This window comes from Acinetobacter amyesii, from assembly GCF_002018365.1.
GTDB classification, from domain to species: domain Bacteria; phylum Pseudomonadota; class Gammaproteobacteria; order Pseudomonadales; family Moraxellaceae; genus Acinetobacter; species Acinetobacter amyesii.
The window spans coordinates 536,216-555,267 of the sequence record NZ_MVKX01000001.1; the positions used below are offsets into that span (position 1 = coordinate 536,216).

Annotated in this window: 19 protein-coding genes and 1 tRNA gene; 11 read left to right on the top strand and 9 right to left on the bottom strand. The window is 39.7% G+C overall.

Features of this window, described 5'->3' with window-relative positions; genetic code table 11:
- The first annotated feature begins 250 nt into the window (after window positions 1-250).
- Both B1202_RS02655 and B1202_RS02660 read left to right on the top strand, forming a co-directional pair.
- The gene (locus B1202_RS02655; RefSeq protein ID WP_078189030.1) at window positions 251-493 is read left to right on the top strand and encodes a hypothetical protein; all 243 of its coding nucleotides are present in this window, start codon (window positions 251-253) and stop codon (window positions 491-493) included.
- Window positions 494-728: 235 nt separating this feature from the next.
- Window positions 729-923: a hypothetical protein gene (locus B1202_RS02660; protein WP_078189031.1), complete on the top strand. Its 195-nt coding sequence runs from the start codon at window positions 729-731 to the stop codon at window positions 921-923.
- A gap of 72 nt (window positions 924-995) precedes the next feature.
- Here the strand turns inward: B1202_RS02660 and B1202_RS02665 are convergent, their stop codons facing one another.
- Both B1202_RS02665 and B1202_RS02670 read right to left on the bottom strand, forming a co-directional pair.
- A complete protein-coding gene (locus B1202_RS02665) occupies window positions 996-1,640 on the bottom strand; it encodes a LysE family transporter (RefSeq protein ID WP_078189032.1) in 645 nt (214 codons plus the stop codon).
- A gap of 145 nt (window positions 1,641-1,785) precedes the next feature.
- Window positions 1,786-2,358, bottom strand: a complete 573-nt coding sequence (locus tag B1202_RS02670; protein ID WP_078189033.1) for an FxsA family protein — start codon at window positions 2,356-2,358, stop codon at window positions 1,786-1,788.
- 132 nt (window positions 2,359-2,490) lie between these two features.
- On the opposite strand from B1202_RS02670, the gene ruvC reads away from it, so the two are divergent.
- Entirely contained in the window at window positions 2,491-3,036 is a 546-nt protein-coding gene (gene ruvC / locus B1202_RS02675) for a crossover junction endodeoxyribonuclease RuvC (RefSeq protein WP_078189034.1), read from the top strand.
- Between the two features lie 69 nt (window positions 3,037-3,105).
- On the opposite strand, the gene B1202_RS02680 is transcribed toward ruvC, so the two are convergent.
- Window positions 3,106-3,381 carry an acylphosphatase gene (locus B1202_RS02680; RefSeq protein ID WP_078189035.1) on the bottom strand — a complete coding sequence of 92 codons (276 nt, stop codon included), beginning with the start codon at window positions 3,379-3,381 and terminating at the stop codon, window positions 3,106-3,108.
- Window position 3,382: 1 nt separating this feature from the next.
- Window positions 3,383-4,870, bottom strand: a complete 1,488-nt coding sequence (locus tag B1202_RS02685) for an NAD(P)H-hydrate dehydratase (protein ID WP_078189036.1) — start codon at window positions 4,868-4,870, stop codon at window positions 3,383-3,385.
- Between the two features lie 20 nt (window positions 4,871-4,890).
- Here B1202_RS02685 and queG point away from each other — a divergent pair, with 20 nt between their 5' ends.
- A complete protein-coding gene (queG, locus tag B1202_RS02690) occupies window positions 4,891-5,985 on the top strand; it encodes a tRNA epoxyqueuosine(34) reductase QueG (protein WP_078189037.1) in 1,095 nt (364 codons plus the stop codon).
- Window positions 5,986-6,262: 277 nt separating this feature from the next.
- Window positions 6,263-7,255 (top strand): biotin synthase BioB, encoded by a 993-nt coding sequence (gene bioB / locus B1202_RS02695; protein ID WP_078189038.1) that lies wholly within the window; start codon window positions 6,263-6,265, stop codon window positions 7,253-7,255.
- 127 nt (window positions 7,256-7,382) lie between these two features.
- Here the strand turns inward: bioB and B1202_RS02700 are convergent, their stop codons facing one another.
- Both B1202_RS02700 and B1202_RS02705 read right to left on the bottom strand, forming a co-directional pair.
- Window positions 7,383-7,607: a hypothetical protein gene (locus B1202_RS02700; protein WP_078189039.1), complete on the bottom strand. Its 225-nt coding sequence runs from the start codon at window positions 7,605-7,607 to the stop codon at window positions 7,383-7,385.
- 537 nt (window positions 7,608-8,144) lie between these two features.
- On the bottom strand, window positions 8,145-10,349 hold the full coding sequence (locus tag B1202_RS02705; RefSeq protein ID WP_078189040.1) for an OsmC domain/YcaO domain-containing protein: 2,205 nt from the start codon (window positions 10,347-10,349) through the stop codon (window positions 8,145-8,147).
- 367 nt (window positions 10,350-10,716) lie between these two features.
- On the opposite strand from B1202_RS02705, the gene B1202_RS02710 reads away from it, so the two are divergent.
- The 3 genes from B1202_RS02710 (at window position 10,717) to B1202_RS02720 (ending at window position 13,181) form a co-directional block, all read left to right on the top strand.
- A tRNA-Ile gene (locus B1202_RS02710) sits at window positions 10,717-10,793 on the top strand.
- 764 nt (window positions 10,794-11,557) lie between these two features.
- A complete protein-coding gene (locus B1202_RS02715; protein ID WP_078189041.1) occupies window positions 11,558-12,127 on the top strand; it encodes a 1-acyl-sn-glycerol-3-phosphate acyltransferase in 570 nt (189 codons plus the stop codon).
- Between the two features lie 301 nt (window positions 12,128-12,428).
- On the top strand, window positions 12,429-13,181 hold the full coding sequence (locus tag B1202_RS02720; RefSeq protein WP_078189042.1) for a YebC/PmpR family DNA-binding transcriptional regulator: 753 nt from the start codon (window positions 12,429-12,431) through the stop codon (window positions 13,179-13,181).
- Between the two features lie 89 nt (window positions 13,182-13,270).
- Here the strand turns inward: B1202_RS02720 and B1202_RS02725 are convergent, their stop codons facing one another.
- Window positions 13,271-13,741 (bottom strand): Lrp/AsnC family transcriptional regulator, encoded by a 471-nt coding sequence (locus B1202_RS02725; protein ID WP_067763303.1) that lies wholly within the window; start codon window positions 13,739-13,741, stop codon window positions 13,271-13,273.
- 483 nt (window positions 13,742-14,224) lie between these two features.
- Between B1202_RS02725 and B1202_RS02730 the strand changes: the two genes are divergently transcribed.
- Entirely contained in the window at window positions 14,225-15,553 is a 1,329-nt protein-coding gene (locus B1202_RS02730; protein WP_078189043.1) for a hypothetical protein, read from the top strand.
- An 82-nt stretch (window positions 15,554-15,635) separates the two neighbouring features.
- On the opposite strand, the gene B1202_RS02735 is transcribed toward B1202_RS02730, so the two are convergent.
- Entirely contained in the window at window positions 15,636-16,400 is a 765-nt protein-coding gene (locus tag B1202_RS02735; RefSeq protein ID WP_078189044.1) for a glutathione S-transferase family protein, read from the bottom strand.
- A gap of 269 nt (window positions 16,401-16,669) precedes the next feature.
- Here B1202_RS02735 and ychF point away from each other — a divergent pair, with 269 nt between their 5' ends.
- Entirely contained in the window at window positions 16,670-17,761 is a 1,092-nt protein-coding gene (ychF, locus tag B1202_RS02740; protein ID WP_078189045.1) for a redox-regulated ATPase YchF, read from the top strand.
- 230 nt (window positions 17,762-17,991) lie between these two features.
- Window positions 17,992-18,426 (top strand): hypothetical protein, encoded by a 435-nt coding sequence (locus B1202_RS02745; protein ID WP_143221557.1) that lies wholly within the window; start codon window positions 17,992-17,994, stop codon window positions 18,424-18,426.
- A gap of 64 nt (window positions 18,427-18,490) precedes the next feature.
- On the opposite strand, the gene B1202_RS02750 is transcribed toward B1202_RS02745, so the two are convergent.
- Window positions 18,491-19,030, bottom strand: coding sequence for a DUF962 domain-containing protein (locus B1202_RS02750; protein WP_078189046.1), 540 nt, complete (start codon window positions 19,028-19,030; stop codon window positions 18,491-18,493).
- Window positions 19,031-19,052: the final 22 nt, after the last annotated feature.

Below are 19,052 nucleotides of genomic sequence, written 5' to 3' on the forward strand. Positions count from 1 at the left end.
CAGCAAAAGCCAGTTTTCGAACTGGCTTTTTTTATGACTGAAAATTCATGTCTTGTTTCATTTATAAATTAGCAATAAAACAAATATTTAACTCTCTGACGCTTTTCACTTACACAATAATGAGCAAAACAAACCGTTTAAAACTTGTACAGCAGCTTATTTGCACATTAAGATAAAACAATCATCACGGATTGATGGTTGACAATAACAACAAGAATGTTGGTCAAATTCGACTAAATGGAGAAACGCAATGCACTATCAATATCACTGTGCTTGTTGCAATAAAGTATTGGCTTCAAGCGATAAAGAATGTTCCGAATGTGGCTCGCATAATATCCGTAGCCCATATGGCTTTTGGATATTTTGCATACTCAGTTGTTTGGCTGTTGCCATTCTATTTAAGAGTGTCCAAGTGTATTTGCAACAGCACGATACTGAAGCGACAACCCAACTCAACATCTTTGAAGTACTCAAGCAGGATGATAAAAATTAAGCTTTTTTGACAACAGCCAAATACAGCCCTATGAACAGGCTGAAAATGCCTAAATATTAGACAATCCGTATTTAAGCGCTATTATCCAGTTGCTTTAAAGTCATTCAATACGAGAAATTAAAATGATGAAAGCCTGAATGATTTCAGGCTTTTTTATGCGCTTGCATCGCCCTGCTCACTTATCTTCACGAGGAAAATTCTTTAAACTATGGCAATAGCAATGAGGTTCTAGACGATGGTGCAGTTAATTAAAAAAGGTGGTTTACGTGAGCGCGCCAATCGTAGCAGATCATACAAAGGCTCTGAAAATACCGAAACCACCCTCAAGCCAAACCGTTATCGTGATCATGCCGAAACCACCGATATTGCACAAGATCCATCAAATACAGCACAATCCAAAGACCAAGATCAAACCAATCCAGAACAATAAAATTGGCACATAAAAAAAGCCAAGTTTTAATACTTGGCTTTTGCTTTGCTGACAGCAATATATTTACTGCTTTTATAGATGGAACATTCTAATTGCGTCGAACCACAACCAAATCGCAAAAATTAAAAATAACGCCCCTGAGACCACATCAATATAACTACCTGACCGTTGGTAGAGTGCTTTAATTTTAGGCAAAGACATAATCATCATAAACAGACTAAACACAATAAAGGTTTGAATCGGAATGATGACAGCAAGCTGTGCTTTGAGGTTGCTACTGGCTGATGAGCTCAACGCCAGTGAGAACACACTACTAAAATAAATTAATGTTTTCGGATTGGCTAAATTTGTAAATAAACCTAATAAGAAATAATTTTCAGTTTTCTGCTGACTTAAGGCCTGCCCATCTTCTAAATTGGCTGTTTGATTTAAACTTTTAAGCCCGCCACTAAACATTGCCCAGCCCATTTTCGCCAAGAAAAACCCACCAACAGCCATTAAAACTTGTTGTATCCATGGAAATTGCTCGACCAGAACCGTAAAGCCCAATAAGGTTAAAACGACCCACACCACTATCCCGACAGAGATCCCCGCAATAATTTTTAAGGTATTTGCACGGGTTGTTGATGCTGCACTTTTAGCAATTAATAATACGTCTGGACCGGGACTCAACTGCGCAACAAAATGTAGCGCACAGATGGTGAATAACAGTGACATGCAAGCTGATTCATTTGAATTAAAACGTGAAGATTATATCGCCTGTTCAATTTTTTTGTTGGCAACACAAGGTTTATTTTAGGCCGTATCAAAATTTACGCAAAAAAAAAGCCGAATACACATTCGGCCTTTCAAACTGAGTTACTTATTTTTTATTAACATCTTTCAGTTCAATTTGTTTTGCCTCTGGCGTCACTTCACGAGCTTCACCATCAATAACGGATGAATCACGACCTGATTGCTGATTTTGCATATCTTGCATTTGACGCATCATATCTGCAAATGGGTTCTGACCTTGAGCACCGCCCATGCCTCCCATATCGCCCATCATGCCACCCATCATTTTTTCCATCATGGCTTGCTGACGCTTCATCATGGTTTTCATCATGACCGCTTTCATGGCATTTTGTACAGGTGGAATCAAAATAAGTAATGCCATAATATCTGAGATTAAGCCCGGTAACAGTAACAAGAAACCAGCCAAGATTTTAGGTAAGTTTCCAGTTAAAGCTGGATCATTACTCATTTGACCCGCTTGCATTTGCTGCATTTGAGGCATCAGACCTGATGAATATTTACGGATAATATTCATCCCTATAAAGAAGGCCGCCACGAACCAGAAAAAGACATACCACATGCTGCCGACGAGGTCGCCCACACCGATCCAGACAAACACTTCCAGGATCAAGCCTGCTAAAATCAGAAGAAATAATTTCATGAAAATTAAACAAATCTCAGTAAATTAATTTAAGGTGTTGCGTTCAACTGCTCAATCACTATCAAGCTTTTTTGACACGCTTATGTAACAATATGGGCATTATTTTATTTTTAAAGGGCAAATAGGGCAAACATGTCATTAATTATCGGTATTGACCCTGGGTCGCGCTTAACTGGTTACGGCATCATCGAAAAGGATGGTTCTAAACTACGTTTTGTCGATGCTGGCACCATTCGTACCGAAACAACAGAAATGCCTGAACGCTTAAAACGTATCTTTGCTGGTATTGATCGTATCGTAAAGTTTCACGGGCCTACTGAAGCAGCGGTTGAACAAGTCTTTATGGCTCAAAACCCTGACTCGGCCTTAAAATTAGGTCAAGCACGCGGTGCCGCCATTGCTGCTTTAACCAATTTAGATTTACAAGTCGCTGAATATACAGCACGTCAAATTAAACAATCAGTGGTCGGCTACGGCGCTGCAGACAAAGAACAAGTTCAAATGATGGTTATGCGCATTCTGAACCTAAGCATCAAACCCCAGCAGGATGCAGCCGATGCTTTGGCTGCCGCAATTTGCCATGCGCATGCGTCCGGGAGTATGAGTAAAATGGCTGTACTGAATGCCTTAGGTGGTATGGCTCGTGGCCGAAGCCGTGTAAGCACTCGACGTCGATAAATAATCGTCAAATCATATAGCTCAGTAATTCAGACAGTTTTCAAAGCCCACTCAATCTAGTGATCAAATTTAGCGCATCATTTTAAAACCGCTATAGTCTAATTCATGCATTGGAATTTCTTGCTGATCGATTTTAGTCACGTCTGCTCGTAAAGGCCCCACTAGACTGTGTTTCAGTATTTTATGAATGGCATCTTCAGTTCCTATAATCAGCGCTTCAACTTCGCCCGTCGCTAGATTTTTCACATAGCCATTTAAACCAAGTGCAATCGCTTGCTGTTCAAACCAACGACGATAACCAACACCCTGCACTTTACCTTGAATTCGCAATTTAACCGCATGCATTTTAATCTTCATCTCCTGAATGATTGACCACATGATAAACCGCTTGGGCCATATCCTGTGCTTGCAAACCACGCATCCCCGACTTCGCTAATACATCACCTGCTAAAGCATGCAGGCTTACGATTTCGTGCAGATGAATTTGCTGATGGAATTGTGCTTTTAAACTTGCAATCATCCCTGCAAGCACATCTCCCATACCGCCTGTACCCATTCCTGCATTACCTGCGGTGCAAATCCAAAGTTGATCTTCAAGTATCAAGCTGCCTGCCCCTTTAAGCACCCATTGACCTTGAAATTTTTCTTTTAAATGTTGAATTGCTTGTACACGATCTGCTTCAACTTCAGCAGTAGATAGACCCAATAATTTTGCAGCCTCACCCGGATGTGGCGTTGCGTAGGTGCGTGTATTCAATTTTTCAGGTGTTTCAGCTAGAAACCACATGGCATCTGCATCCAAAACTATTTCCAAGGTTGACTGCTGAATCAATGGTAACCATGACTGAAACTGCTGTTGTGCCCAATCGTCACGACCAAGCCCCATGCCAAAGCTAATCGCATCGACATGATCGATCAGTTGCTGAATCGCTTCTGTATTTAAAGCATTGATATCGCGTAGCATAATATTCGGTGCGCGCGCCAAAATCGCGGTGTGATGTCGTGCATCACAAACAACCGTGACCTTACCTGCACCTGCATGGAATGCAGCCTCAGCAGCCATAATCACCGCCCCACCCATTTCAGCATGTCCACCGACAACCAAAACATGGCCATAACTGCCTTTATGACCAAAAGCTTGGCGCGCAGGTAAAGTGATTTTCTGCGGTGATAAATATGCAAGTGGTTCAAGCTCAACATCAGTCGGTATGCATGCCATCACCGCAACCTCACCTGCATATTCCTTCGCTTGACCTGTAAATAGCCCTGCTTTTAGACCCAATGCCGTAAAGGTATAATCGGCTTGAAATGCGATGGGTAAAGGCTGCCCTGTATTGGCATGTAATCCGCTTGGAATATCAATCGCAACTTTGAGTCCCGTGCATACGTTCAATCGTTGAATAATGGCTTGCCACTCGTGAGAAAGTTCACGATTGAGCCCTATACCAAATAATGCGTCGATGTAGACATCATAGTCACGCTGAAAATCAAAATGTGTATAGATCTTGAGCTCGTGATCTATCGCTCCCTTTACCGCAGAATGCAAATCTTTCGATGGCCCTATTTCAGCAGCATAAATATCGACTTGAAAGCCTGCTTGCTGTAGGTATTGCGCTGTAAGATAGCCGTCGCCTGCGTTGTTACCCTGCCCACAACATACGGCAATATTTTTTAAATTTTGCTGCTTTAACATTGGAATGAGTTGCTGAGCAATCGACCATGCGACCTGCTGCATCAGACCATAACTGCTATTGTGCTGAGCAAACCAACGCTGCTCCCAAGCTTGAATACTTTGGCTAAGATAAACAGGGCTATGGTAAACTTGCAGACGCATTGTTTTTCCTTGTTATGATTATGGCCGCTTCAACTCCTGCACAAAAAATTCCTGTCGATCAATATGATCCAGAAACCCTAAAAGCATGGATTAAAGCACAAGCCTTAAATTTAGGTTTTTCTGATTGTGTCATCGCAAAGCCAGATGCTCAAGAGGAACTCCCTCGTTTTAAAGAATATTTAGAACGTGGTTATCATGGCGATATGAAATTCCTAGAGGAAAACCTTGAAAAACGTGCCAATCCAGCACTTTTAGTCCCCGGCACCCGCAGTATCATTTGTGTCCGCATGGATTATTTGGTCGAAACCCCAAAACCACGTTATGTTCCTAATGAGCCAAATGCAGCCATCATTGCACGCTATGCACGTGGTCGTGACTACCACAAAGTCATGCGTGGTCGTTTAAAAACCTTGTCGAATATTATCCGTGAAAAAATCGGAGATTTTGAATCTAGACCCTTTGCCGACTCTGCCCCAGTGTTTGAAAAATCCTTAGCTGAAAATGCAGGTATGGGCTGGACAGGCAAACACACCTTACTGATTCATAAAAAATCAGGCTCATTTTTTGTATTAGGTGAGCTGTTTACATCACTCGAATTACCCATTGACTCACCCGCAACCAAACATTGTGGTTCATGCACAGCCTGTATTGATATCTGTCCGACACAGGCCATCGTTGAGCCCTATATGTTAGATGCACGTAAATGCATTGCCTACTTAACCATCGAATACAAAGGCATCATTCCTGAAGAATTACGTCGTGGCATTGGCAACCGTGTGTTTGGTTGTGATGACTGTCAGCTCATCTGTCCATGGAATAGTTTTGCACATAAAACTCAAATTGAGGACTTTTATCCACGCCATGGCCTCGACCAAGTGAGTTTATTAGATCTTTGGCAATGGGATGAAGCCACCTTTTTAAGCTGTACTGAAGGCAGTCCTATCCGACGAACAGGCTATCAAAGCTTTATGCGAAATATCGCCATTGGCTTAGGCAATGCACCATACAGTTCAAATATTGTTCAATCATTAAAAAATTCTCGCGAAAAACATGACGCGATTGTGCAAGTTCATATTGATTGGGCAATTAAAGAACAAAACTCAAAAATGATTTAAGGGTTTTCATTCTATATTTTCCAGATCCTTACAAAGTTTTCTTTTAAGCTAAAACTTAGTGACGCAATCAAAGAAAATTAATTTTTCAGCTTAAAATAAACATTGCAGCGATTGTGCTGTCATTTAACACAACTTTGTAAGCATCTTAAATATCAAAAGTTCTTTAAAAAAGTCATTTCAATGCATTTTAGCTAAATTTCAATGTTACAAAATAGTCTTGGAAGTCTGCAAATTTTACGTATGATGATATGCATTAGGCAGAAAATATGGATCATTTATGAGCTACCGAAATGACTGGACACATCCAGAAATACAAGAGTTGTATCAACAACCATTAATGGATTTATTATTCCAAGCACAGACCATTCACCGTGAATATTTCCAAGCCAATCATATTCAGGTTAGCACCTTACTTTCGATTAAAACCGGTAAGTGCCCTGAAGACTGTAAATATTGCTCTCAGTCCGCACATTATGACTCTGGATTAGAAGCCGAAAAACGTCTGGCTGTGGAAAAAGTCATTAATGAAGCGAAAGCTGCACTTGCCTCAGGTTCTTCGCGTTTTTGTATGGGCGCTGCATGGCGTAATCCACATGAACGTGACATGCCCTATGTGCTAGAAATGGTGCGTGAAGTCAAAGCGCTTGGACTTGAAACCTGTATGACCCTTGGCATGCTAAATCAGTCTCAAGCAGAGCGCCTACACGAGGCAGGCTTAGATTATTACAACCATAACCTCGATACTTCTCGTGAGTATTATCCCAATGTCATTAGCACACGTAGCTATGATGACCGTTTAACGACGCTGGACTATGTCCGCCAATCTGGAATGAAAATCTGTAGCGGCGGAATTGTGGGCTTAGGTGAAAGCCGTGATGACCGTATTGCCTTTTTGATGGAGTTGGCAACGCTGCCGATTCATCCTGAATCTGTGCCGATCAATCTCCTTGTGCCTATACAAGGTACCCCACTTGCAGAGGTTGAGAAACTCGATGTCATCGAATGGATTCGCACCATTGCAGTTGCACGGATCATTATGCCAAAAAGCTATATTCGACTCTCTGCAGGTCGTGAATCCCTGAGTGATTCAGAACAAGCTTTGGCATTTATGGCAGGTGCAAATTCGCTCTTTTCTGGTGAAAAACTACTGACCACGCCAAATGCAGGCGAAGGCAAAGATCAGCTTTTATTTAGCAAACTCGGTTTAGTGGCTGAACAGCCAAAACCAACTGCTGCACAGCTTTCAACTAATGCCATGCAAATGGCTTAAAACCCAAGCCCCGAACATCGGGGCTTAGTTCAATTGAATGATCAGTGATAGGTTTCAATGTGCAATGCAAGAGATGGGGTGAATCAATGAAATGGTTAAATCACGATGAGCAGGGAAAATATATCGATTACTTCGCAAAGTTATGTGCTGTTATTAAAATTCCATAGCCTGCATTTAAATAATCCCCTTCACGAATGATGTCCTGGCCATTGGCATGTTGAACCACCAATTGCTGCTGAATCGCATCATACTGAAAAGATTCATAGCAATCTTGATGGTGTAATAACCATGCAATGGTATCTGCCATATTGGCATCGACGGTATAACGCTCGGCTTGAAAATCTTTACTCATATCTGCATGAAAACTGTGAATGTGATTCTATTTTAATGATTTCAATATTGACCGACATTAAAAAAGTGAGCTTTCGCTCACTTTTTTTTCGGCTGAGACTCTGCATTACTTTGTCACACCGCACTTACGACATTCCTTGTGCGAACCGATTTCTTCCATTTGCTCGTATTCGTAAATATGCATGCAAAATAGTTTTCTGAATAATTGAAGCATGTTGTTAAAACTCCCGTTTATTTATTAATGTGCTTCTGAATATTTCGTCCTGAAATATTATGATCATGCCTAAACACGCCATAGCTAATTTATTATCATATTTTTCCAATGAGTCAAATATCTTTACTTTAAAATGACACAATTTCGGATAATCGGTTACTTTAAAGCCTGCCTTATATTCATCTGAGTTCTAAGGTTTTTTATTAATATCAACATCACAGATATAGATTAATTTTCAGCAAATTTTGCACAAAAAAAACTCCCCCTTAGGAGAGTTTTTTCAAATAGATGATCACGTGAGTAACGTTATTCACAAGCCCAGATTTAAACGTTCTGACTGGCAAACTTCGCACGTGCAGCATGCAATTTTTTATAGCTATCAATCAAACGTAAATGACGATCTAAACCTTCAAGTTGCATATTGGTTTCAGTTAAACCGTAGAAAGTGATACTTCCATCCATTGAACCAATCACCGCATCCATACGTTCGTCACCAAACATACGACGGAAATTATGTTCATAGTCATTGAGATCTAAGTCATCGTCCAATTCAACTTCTAAAACCACATTCATACATTGATAGAACAAACCACGTTCGACCGTATTGGTGTTGTATTGAAGGAAGGTTTCGACCAACTCTTTTGCTTCTTCAAACTCTTGTAGAGCAATATAGATCAGTAGTTTGAGCTCAAGAACTGTTAATTGGCCCCATACGGTGTTGTCATCAAACTCAATCCCGATGAGCGTCACAATATCCGTGTAGTCATCCACTTCAAGCTCTTCTAAGCGCTCAACCAGTGATACCAACTCGTCTTCATCTAAACGATGAATATTTAACATATCTTCACGGAAGTCCAAAGCTTTGTTGGTGTTATCCCAAACCAAGTCTTCAACCAAATACACTTCAGAATAACCCGGAACCAAAATACGACATGCCGTAGCACCAAGATGCTGATAGACTGCCATATACGCTTCTTTGCCCATGTCTTCTAGAATTGCAAACATCGCTGCAGCTTCTTCCGCATTGGCATTTTCACCTTCTGCTGTGAAATCCCACTCTACAAAATCATAGTCTGATTGTGCGCTGAAGAACTTCCAAGACACCAAACCACTTGAGTCAATAAAGTGTTCTACAAAGTTATTTGGTTCAGTGACTGCATTTGAGCTAAAAGTTGGTTTTGGTAGATCGTTTAGACCTTCAAAGCTACGGCCTTGTAGAAGCTCGGTTAAGCTACGCTCTAAAGCCACTTCCAGTTTAGGGTGCGCACCAAAAGATGCAAAAACCCCACCTGTTCGTGGGTTCATTAAGGTTACACACATCACAGGGTACTGACCACCAAGTGAAGCATCTTTTACCAATACAGGAAAACCTTGTTCTTCTAAGCCTTGAATACCTGCAACAATACTTGGATATTTGGCTAAAACCTCTTCTGGTACATCTGGTAGAGCCAATTCACCTTCCAAAATTTCACGTTTTACTGCGCGTTCAAAGATTTCAGATAAGCATTGAACCTGCGCTTCTGCCAAGGTATTCCCTGCACTCATGCCGTTTGACAAGTATAAATTTTCAATCAAGTTTGATGGGAAATACACTGTTTCACCGTCGGACTGACGGACAAACGGAAGAGAGCAAATACCGCGTGCTGTATTTCCAGAATTGGTGTCATATAGATGTGTGCCTAATAACTCATCTTCTGGGTTATAAATTTCACGCGTATAGTCATCTAAGATTTCGACAGGTAACTCGCCTTCTGGGCCGGGTTGGAACCATTTTTCATCTGGATAGTGCACAAAGTCAGCATTGGCAATCTCTTCACCCCAGAACTGGTCGTTATAGAAGAAGTTGCAATTGAGACGTTCAATAAATTCACCCAAAGCCGAGGCTAAGGCACTTTCTTTGGTTGAACCCTTACCATTGGTAAAACACATTGGCGACTGTGCATCACGAATATGTAGTGACCAAACATTCGGTACGATGTTACGCCATGATGCGATTTCAATCTTCATGCCTAAACCAGCCAAAATACCTGACATATTGGCAATGGTTTCTTCTAATGGCAGATCTTTACCCGGAATAAATGTGGTACTTTCTGACGCTAAATTTGGCATAAGTAAAGCTTGTGCATCTGCATCAATGCTTTCTACTTCTTCAATGACAAACTCAGGACCAGTTTGAATCACTTTTTTAACCGTACAGCGGTCAATTGAACGCAAAATGCCTTGACGGTCTTTTTCTGAAATATCCGCAGGCAGTTCAACTTGGATTTTGAAAATTTGCTTGTAGCGGTTTTCAGGATCAACAATATTGTTTTGAGATAGGCGAATATTGTCTGTCGGAATGTCTCGCGCTGCACAATACACTTTTACAAAATACGCTGCACATAATGCTGATGACGCTAAAAAGTAGTCGAATGGTCCGGGAGCAGAGCCATCGCCTTTATAGCGAATAGGTTGGTCGGCAATTACCGTGAAGTCATCAAATTTGGCTTCTTGTCGAAGGTTATCGAGATAATTAACCTTAATTTCCATGTGGGCACCTAAATATTCTTATGTGTCAGTGCAACACATAAAAATGAAAACATAAGCCGAATAACTGTAGGACATTGACTTAAAAATGTGAGGCCAGTACCAATCTATGCGCTGTTGAGCACGGTACTGACAAGAATGGGCATTATTATAAGGTTATTTTGCCTATTTGATAACTTTTGTCGTGATTTACATCAAGCTAGAATTCAGTGCTTTACCATTTTTGTCGAATCAAAGCTTAACCGCCGCAACTACAGACATTTTGTTGTGTTAGTGTGCAGCCGTGAAGAAAAAGGCTTGTCTTTTAAAAAAATCTTCGCTAGTATGCTTTGCGTCTGAACTTGTTGATAAATAACACATTCAGAATATAGGGCCTATAGCTCAGTTGGTTAGAGCAGCGGACTCATAATCCGTTGGTCCACAGTTCAAGTCTGTGTGGGCCCACCATATAAAACAACCCCTTACGTGCATTAATCGTAAGGGGTTTTTTAATGTTAAAAGTTAAGTAAAGTTTGTATAAGCTTTTAAAAGATGTGGCAGATAACATATAGATACGTACAAAACTTCAAGTCAGCTTGAGTAAGCCACAATTGGTTAATAAGAGAAGTAGATTTAAAAGAAATACATTCAAGAAAAATTTAAAAGCTTAAGTTCTAGATACCCTTAAATAAAGTCATGATTTGTTATACTTAAAAGATATTATTTTATTCATTATAAGCAAATGTTTTTTGATTCATGACTTTTAGAAATACTATATATTTCACACTTTAAATGCACAAAAATTAAGACTCAACCTGTTCAGACTTTCTTAAGTCCAAATAAAACTCAACAATTGACCAAATAACAATCAAAGCAAACATAGCAACAGCGAATAACACAGCAGTTAAATAAATCATGCTTGAGTTCTCCGTTAGAAAACGAGTTAAGACCAACAGGTTAAAAGTTTTAACCTACGACAAAAGTCTAATAAGAATTTCTGACGGTGCCTAGCCATATTTAGCAAATTTTTAAGAGTATTTTTATCTATGATGATAGCTTTGCTATATAAAATTTAACCGATTTATTGCTAAAAAGTATAATTCTTCAATCCGCCCTTCTTATTCCGATTTGAAATATATGCACAATTCAGATCAAAGCTCACTTAAATCCTCTTGACTCATACGACAAACAAGCAGAAATTACACCTTTTTAAAATCACCGTATCACCGACTATGTTGAAAAAGTTTATTGGCGAATCTGCATTTAAATTGGCAGGCTGGAAATACCACGTAGAACCTGATGTTTTAGAAAATAAACAAGTGATCGTCGGCTTTGAACACACCTCAATGATGGATGCTGTTCTTTCACTGGCCCTTTGCCAAATTTACGACATTAAAATTCACACGCTGATTAAAAAAGAACTCTTTAAAGGTCCATTTAAACCTGTCCTTGAAGCGATTGGCGGTATTCCTGTAGACCGTAAAGCCAATAAAGACATCGTGACTCAAATGGTTGAGCATTTTGAAGCCAATGAAAAATTTAATTTAGTCATTGCTCCAGAAGCGACCCGTGCAGAACGTGGTGAAGCACGAAAACCGATTCGTACAGGCTTTTGGTATATCGCTAAAGCAGCAGGTGTGCCAATTGTATTAATGTATGCCAACTCAAAAACCAAACAAGGCGGTATTTTCGGTAAGATTTACCCGACTGACCTCGATCACGATTTAGCTTTAATCAAGCAGCTCTATAAAGATAAAGTAGGTTTAGACATCGTGATCCCAGAACCTAAAAATAAAGACTAAGTGCCATTCACGTTTTTTAAGATATACGTATTTAAAGGTATAAATGTATCGTGCTCCACGCATTGTACATTTATATCTTCCTTTTATAACAAGATCAGGCTCCCCCTTTCAGCCCGATTCTCATCATAAGAAAAATTACAGTACGAGCGTTTTGACATTTCGCATTAATTTCTCAAATTTGGATATTTTTTTTTCAACTACTCAATTCATGAAATCCAGTACTTTCACACAAAAAAGCCATTATGGTAGAATTTGCTCAATTTGATAGGCATAAGGCCAATCTACAAGGAGCATATTTCGCATGGCGGGTCATTCCAAGTGGGCTAATACTAAGCATCGTAAAGCAAAACAAGATGCGAGCCGCGCTAAAGTATTCACAAAATTTATCCGTGAAATCGTGACAGCTGCACGTTTAGGCGGCGGTGATGTAGCGTCTAACCCACGTTTACGTGCTGTTGTTGAAAAAGCATTAGTTGCAAACATGACACGTGACACCATTAACCGTGCAATCCAACGTGGTGTCGGCGGTGAAGAAAATGCTGATCTAAAAGAAGTCACTTACGAAGGTTATGGCGTTGGTGGTGTTGCTGTCATCATTGAAACAATGACTGACAACTTGAACCGTACTGTTCCTGACGTTCGTCACTGCTTCTCTAAAACTGATGGTAATTTAGGTACTGCAGGTTCAGTGGCTTATATGTTTACCAAACGTGGTGAGATTACTTTTGAAGATGTTTCTTTAGAAGATCAAATCATGGATATCGCTTTAGAAGCGGGTGCTGAAGACATCGAAGTGGACGAAGAAGAAATTCTAGTTATCACCACACCAGAAACTTTCGGTGAAGTTCAAGATGCACTTGCAGCAGCAGGTTTAAAATCTGATAACGCCGAAGTAGTCATGAACCCTTCAACTAAAGCGTTAATTTCAGATATCGAACAAGCGAAAAAAATCATCAAAATGATTGATATGTTTGAAGATCTTGACGACGTTCAAAACGTATATACCAACGTTGAATTCACCGATGAAGTAATGGCTGAGTTAGAAGCTCTATAATTCAATCGAGTGATGTATAAAACGCACCCATCGGTGCGTTTTTTATTGCCAAACTTTCAACTGTTTGAGTTTATAGATGAGGGCTGCATTTAAACCTTATTTAACAAACCATTACAGTTAAAGACATTATATTGTTTAATTACAAAGCTCGAATGTAATGCGACCACATGTTCAATTTTACCAATGCGTTTGAGTAAAATTTCACTATAGTTTTCCATATCTCGTGCAACGACTTCCACAATAAAATCGGCAGACTGCCCTGTCACCAAAAATGCATTAATGACTTCTGGAATACTTTCTAATTCTTCTAAAAATTTAGCAAAAGTATCTGTATCATGTTTGCTTAAGGACACCTGCAGCAGCACATGCAAACTAAAGCCCAATTTTTGATAATTAATTTCACGTTTTAGACCACTGATAATATTGTGATCAATCAATTGTTTGATCCGACGATGAACTGAACTGACCGATAAATTCACCCGCTCTGACAGTTCATTTAAATTAACATCTTCATGGGTCAAAATTTCTAAAATTTGTTTATCAAAACGGTCTAGTTCCATCAGTCTACTCCAGCCATTTTTGAAAACAGTGTTGATGATCCTGATTCATCAAACGTCTGTTGTCATTTTCAATGTTATTTTAAATTTTAAAATCAGCATTAATGTGCAAGTTTTCTCATGTATAGCATGATTTATTAAAAATAATAAAGCTCATACGCATTATGAACATAATAATTTGCATTAATTCGACGATTAAATGAATGTTTTTTCATCAAAGTTTAGTTTTTATATTCTAAATGACGTCTTTAGACAACCTACCAAGAAAGCTTCTCGATGCATTCCATTGATCTGAATAAATCAATTTCAGATAAAAGGAAAATATATTTTATTTATATTTTTCAATTTTTTATTTTTACTATATTTTTCAATGTGCGCTCTATTTCACATTTTGCTTTTTTTCACTTATTTACTAGGTTTGGTAATTACATTAAAAAATAGCGGCGGTTCATAAATATACAAAAAAACAAAAACGGAAGAATAAACATGGCAATTAAATCACTAAGTTCACTCAGCTCAAAATTAAGTTCTGTACTAAGTCCTTCCCTACAGCTCAGTACAATTAGCAGCACGGTCAGTAACCTACTTAGCCCGCTTAAACCTACAACCAATATCACGGATACGCTGACAGGATTATTAGGTAATTTAGGTGGCACAAAGTCTTTTGATTTTAGCGCACTGACTAAATCGCTTCCCCAAGTGATTAGCACGATTCAAAGTCTAACATCCAATAACGGTTCAAATTCGGATGCACTCAAGACATTGATGACAACTCTGCAACCACTCCTACAAAACTTAGGTAGCAACGCTGGCTCAACAGAGATGAATCAGTTGGTTCAATCACTACCTACCATTGTCAACAGCTTGCAAAGTTTACTGAGTAGCACCAATAATCAAGGCAATCTTCCTGACAATATCAGCAGCGCTGTAAATGCCATAAAACCACTGCTTGCTATGCTTGGAAGCGCAACTGGGTCAACAGATTCAACGCAAATTATCAATACACTCAGTCAAGTTTTAGAATATGCGCAACCCATTATTCAGATGATTGGGAGCTCGTCTTATGGAAACATTGACTTTGGGCAAATTGCACAAGGTGCAACGACTGCCCTCCTACCTTTATTAGCCTCAATCAATAAAGATAACTCAACTATTGATATGGAACAGTTGAGCCATGCTTTACCGACTGTGATTGGAAGTGTGACCAATCTAGTGACTGCCATTTCTTCAGCCAACCAAGGGAATATCCCTGAGACTATTTCAGGGGTGATCAAAGGACTTAATCCGCTTCTAGATTTACTGGCAAAAAGCGATGTCATCGATACGGATCAGGCTCAAACCGTCAAAGCGATTTATGATGTATTAAATAGCGTGAGCACCATTTTGGATGTGGTCAACAATCCATCCTTACTAACGCTTTCAACTGATTTAAATCAAGTAATTGACTCGTTGAAACCAGTCATTGCTCTGATGGACAGTAATGGTGAAGCGACTCAGTTCCTCGATCAACTGACCATTCCAAATCTTGGCGATTTACTTGGCAATCTTGCTCCTGAAAAAATTGATCTGGATTCTATTTCGGATCAGTTCAACCAATTGACTGAAAACCTCACAGGCCAATTACCGAATATTAATGACCTATTGGAAAATTTAGGTTCTGCTCAAGGTGATTTTGATATCTCCACCATCATCCCAAGTATTAAAGATGCGATAGAAAATATCTTCTACCCGGTTATGCCGCTCAATACTTTACAAACCGATAGTATCAGTCCAGTGTTGAATATTATGGATATCCAACAACAAAACTATATTTAAGGATTGAAAGTCTTATAAAAAAAGCGCGCCGTTGGGCGCGCTTTTTTAAAGCAGTATGACGCAAAGTTTTCATATAAAGGGTTTATACACCACGCCAATCTACCCGCGCATTCCGTTCTGTTTGGTATATACGTTGCACATATTGACCTAAAGGCAAATCGCTCAAATAGGCTTTGTAAGCTTTAAATTCTTCAGACAAGCTTTCGCCATGCTCTTTTTCCCACGGCGTTCCGACAATCTCTAATATCGGCGCCAACATTGAACACACTGCAATATCAGCCAAACCTAATCGGTCGCCTACAAAATAACGCCCACCTTGTTCGATCAGACGTTGATTTAAATCAATCACAATTTCATCCAATCGTTCACGAGATGCCGCAACTTTATCTGTATCTAATTGATAACCTTTAGAAACCAGTGCCTTTATTATGGGCTTGGAATATTTCTCAAACTGACGTAAATAACCCTTTTCACCAATTAAAATATCAAGCGATTCTTCACTTTCATTTAGTGCATGTGCCAAACCCCAACGGCGCACATGTTGCCCTAACTCAATGGAAAGTTCATTAATTTCCAAAGCATCTTCACGCAGTTTGACATCTGGACGGATCAGACTATGTTCGGGGTAGGTCGCATCCAAGTAAAAGGCAATTTGAGTTGAATCTGCCACCCAATGATCTTGATCACGTAAAATCGGCAATTTGTTTTGCCCTGTTTTAAGCTGTGCAAATGCACGATGCACACCTGGCATTAAATTATGAGCCACATAATCCAACTCTTTATGATCGAGTAACCAGCGCGCCTTTTCACAAAAGTGTGAGAGTGGAAACTGGTAGAGAGTTCGCATAAATGCTCCAAATTTTTGTTGTAACTGCAGTTTATAAAACCCAGTAATTTTATAGGGATACTTTAGTCACTGTGTTATTGAAACACAATGTCATTTTTGCACCTATTCTGCATCCGTAGTGCAACTCAAGCTTTATTCAGACGTGAATTCATCTCGATCTCTGCGCGATTCAATAAGTTATACATTCTCCTTCCCATATCACCTGACTTTATTATGGCTTTCATGTAAAATCATCCACAATTTTTTTATAATACTTTGTGAGTTATTTCATGGGTTTTAACTGTGGTATTGTCGGCCTGCCGAACGTTGGTAAATCAACGCTTTTCAACGCATTAACCAAAGCTGCGATTGCTGCTGAAAACTTCCCATTCTGTACAATTGAGCCAAATACTGGGATCGTACCTGTACCTGACCCACGTATGGATAAACTTGCTGAAATTGTAAACCCACAACGTGTTGTCCCAACCACTATGGAATTTGTGGATATCGCAGGTCTCGTTGCTGGTGCATCTAAAGGTGAAGGCCTTGGTAACCAATTCTTAGCTAACATTCGTGAAACTGATGCTATTGCACACGTTGTACGTTGTTTTGAAGACGAAAATGTCATTCACGTAAATGGCAAAATTGACCCACTTGACGATATCGCAACGATCAACACTGAACTTGCACTTGCTGACTTAGAAGCTGTTTCTAAAGCAATTACACGTCTAGCAAAATCTGCAAAAGGTGGCGATAAAGAAGCGATTGCGACTAAAGCTGTTTTAGACAAAATTTTACCTTTACTGGATGAAGGTAAACCTGCGCGTGCAGCAGACCTTGATGAAGATGAACGTAAATTGGTACGTGGTTACGGTTTCTTAACCCTTAAACCAACCATGTATATTGCCAACGTTGCAGAAGATGGTTTCGAAAATAACCCTCACTTAGAAGCAGTGCAAAAATTAGCTGCTGAAGAAAATGCAATTGTGGTTCCACTTTGCAACCAAATCGAAGCAGAAATTTCATTACTTGAAGATGAAGACCGTGCTGAATTCCTTGAAGCTTTAGGCATGGAAGAACCTGGTCTAAACGTAGTTATTCGTGCAGGTTATGGCTTACTTGGTCTTCAAACATACTTCACAGCTGGTGTACAAGAAGTTCGTGCTTGGACAGTAAAAATTGGTGCAACTGCACCTCAAGCTGCAGGTGTGATTCACACTGACTTCGAAAAAGGCTTTATTCGTGCTGAATGTGTTGCCTACAACGACTTCGTTCAATACAACGGTGAAGCTGGCGCTAAAGAAGCAGGTAAATGGCGTTTAGAAGGTAAAACATACATCGTTCAAGATGGCGATGTTTTACACTTCCGTTTTAACGTATAAGACAGTACTCATAAGAAGCCAGCAATTTGCTGGCTTTTTTAATTTCAGGCAAAAGCCCAAGCCAAAAATAAGCATATTTAAAAACTTAAAACCTGCTTAAAAACAAAATTATATCGACACGAATACATGATTTGGTTGCTGAGTCACCACATTCCAACGACTTAAATCTCTACCCTTCTGCTATAAATTTACTCATAGGCACTAATGCCTATTTTCATAGAACAATAGCAATGAAAAAAATCAGCACAATTCTAACAGCAGGTATCTTTACAATGCTTAGTGCAACTGCGTTTGCATGTCCACAAGGCACCACACTTACAGGTGGTACAGGTGCAAACCATAAAGGTGGTACTTGTGTTTCCATTGCTAAAGATGCAAAACATCAGGAACGTACTGCTACACATGCAGCTCAAGTTGCCCAGCATGATGCAAAAGTCGCTCGACACGATGCAAAACAAGCCAGCCAATTGGCTCAGAGTAAAGTGAAACATAATCAAAAATTAGCAAAACATGATGCAGCTCAAGCACAGCATCTTGAAACACAAGCAAAATCAGAAGCTAAAACTTCAGCCCATGCTGCCAAAGCTGCAAATACTGACGCAAAAGCAAAAATCGCTGCACAAAAGGTCGCAGCGGAACAACATAAAGCAGCTGTTAAATCCTAAACAGTTGAGAATTAACACATCGCAAAAAAAAGCCGGAATTCTCCGGCTTTTTTATTCAAATCATTTATGGGTGAGCGGTATGTAATGCTTTTGCATCCATCTCTGCGCGCTGTCTTCTTGCTTCTGTCAGCATGCGTTGTTCAAGCTCTTTACGAAAGCCTAGTAGAAACACAAACTCAGCTAGGACAAATAAAGGCCCTATTGCCAAGCCAATGACATCATCCATAAACGCAGGCTTTTTCTTTTCATAATAATGACCGATAAATTGGATGATCCAACCCACAACAAAGATCCCCACACTCCAAATCAGCCATGACATAAGGCTCATTTTTGCGATCATTAAGGCTAAGGGATATGTGACGGCAAACACCAAAAGCATGATCAAACCGAAAATTTTATCTAAACTCAGGTAATAAATGACACTGGCAATAATCAACAACAATGCAAGGGTCAGTTCAAAACCTGAAATCATCAGCCCTGCTCGTGCTGTTAGACACATAATCGAAAACACAATAAGCGGAATACCTACAAAATGCGTCAGCACATTTTTTCGATCCAAATGATATGCTGCATATTGGCTTAGCAGCCTTTCAAGTTTGCTCATCAACTTACTCCTTGTTCATTCA

Coding starts and splice junctions, on each gene's coding strand:
- B1202_RS02655 (WP_078189030.1), top strand. CDS start 251: ATGCACTATCAATATCACTGTGCTTGTTGCAATAAAGTATTGGCTTCA.
- B1202_RS02660 (WP_078189031.1), top strand. CDS start 729: ATGGTGCAGTTAATTAAAAAAGGTGGTTTACGTGAGCGCGCCAATCGT.
- B1202_RS02665 (WP_078189032.1), bottom strand. CDS start 1,640: ATGTCACTGTTATTCACCATCTGTGCGCTACATTTTGTTGCGCAGTTG.
- B1202_RS02670 (WP_078189033.1), bottom strand. CDS start 2,358: ATGAAATTATTTCTTCTGATTTTAGCAGGCTTGATCCTGGAAGTGTTT.
- ruvC (WP_078189034.1), top strand. CDS start 2,491: ATGTCATTAATTATCGGTATTGACCCTGGGTCGCGCTTAACTGGTTAC.
- B1202_RS02680 (WP_078189035.1), bottom strand. CDS start 3,381: ATGCATGCGGTTAAATTGCGAATTCAAGGTAAAGTGCAGGGTGTTGGT.
- B1202_RS02685 (WP_078189036.1), bottom strand. CDS start 4,870: ATGCGTCTGCAAGTTTACCATAGCCCTGTTTATCTTAGCCAAAGTATT.
- queG (WP_078189037.1), top strand. CDS start 4,891: ATGGCCGCTTCAACTCCTGCACAAAAAATTCCTGTCGATCAATATGAT.
- bioB (WP_078189038.1), top strand. CDS start 6,263: ATGAGCTACCGAAATGACTGGACACATCCAGAAATACAAGAGTTGTAT.
- B1202_RS02700 (WP_078189039.1), bottom strand. CDS start 7,607: ATGAGTAAAGATTTTCAAGCCGAGCGTTATACCGTCGATGCCAATATG.
- B1202_RS02705 (WP_078189040.1), bottom strand. CDS start 10,349: ATGGAAATTAAGGTTAATTATCTCGATAACCTTCGACAAGAAGCCAAA.
- B1202_RS02715 (WP_078189041.1), top strand. CDS start 11,558: ATGTTGAAAAAGTTTATTGGCGAATCTGCATTTAAATTGGCAGGCTGG.
- B1202_RS02720 (WP_078189042.1), top strand. CDS start 12,429: ATGGCGGGTCATTCCAAGTGGGCTAATACTAAGCATCGTAAAGCAAAA.
- B1202_RS02725 (WP_067763303.1), bottom strand. CDS start 13,741: ATGGAACTAGACCGTTTTGATAAACAAATTTTAGAAATTTTGACCCAT.
- B1202_RS02730 (WP_078189043.1), top strand. CDS start 14,225: ATGGCAATTAAATCACTAAGTTCACTCAGCTCAAAATTAAGTTCTGTA.
- B1202_RS02735 (WP_078189044.1), bottom strand. CDS start 16,400: ATGCGAACTCTCTACCAGTTTCCACTCTCACACTTTTGTGAAAAGGCG.
- ychF (WP_078189045.1), top strand. CDS start 16,670: ATGGGTTTTAACTGTGGTATTGTCGGCCTGCCGAACGTTGGTAAATCA.
- B1202_RS02745 (WP_143221557.1), top strand. CDS start 17,992: ATGAAAAAAATCAGCACAATTCTAACAGCAGGTATCTTTACAATGCTT.
- B1202_RS02750 (WP_078189046.1), bottom strand. CDS start 19,030: ATGAGCAAACTTGAAAGGCTGCTAAGCCAATATGCAGCATATCATTTG.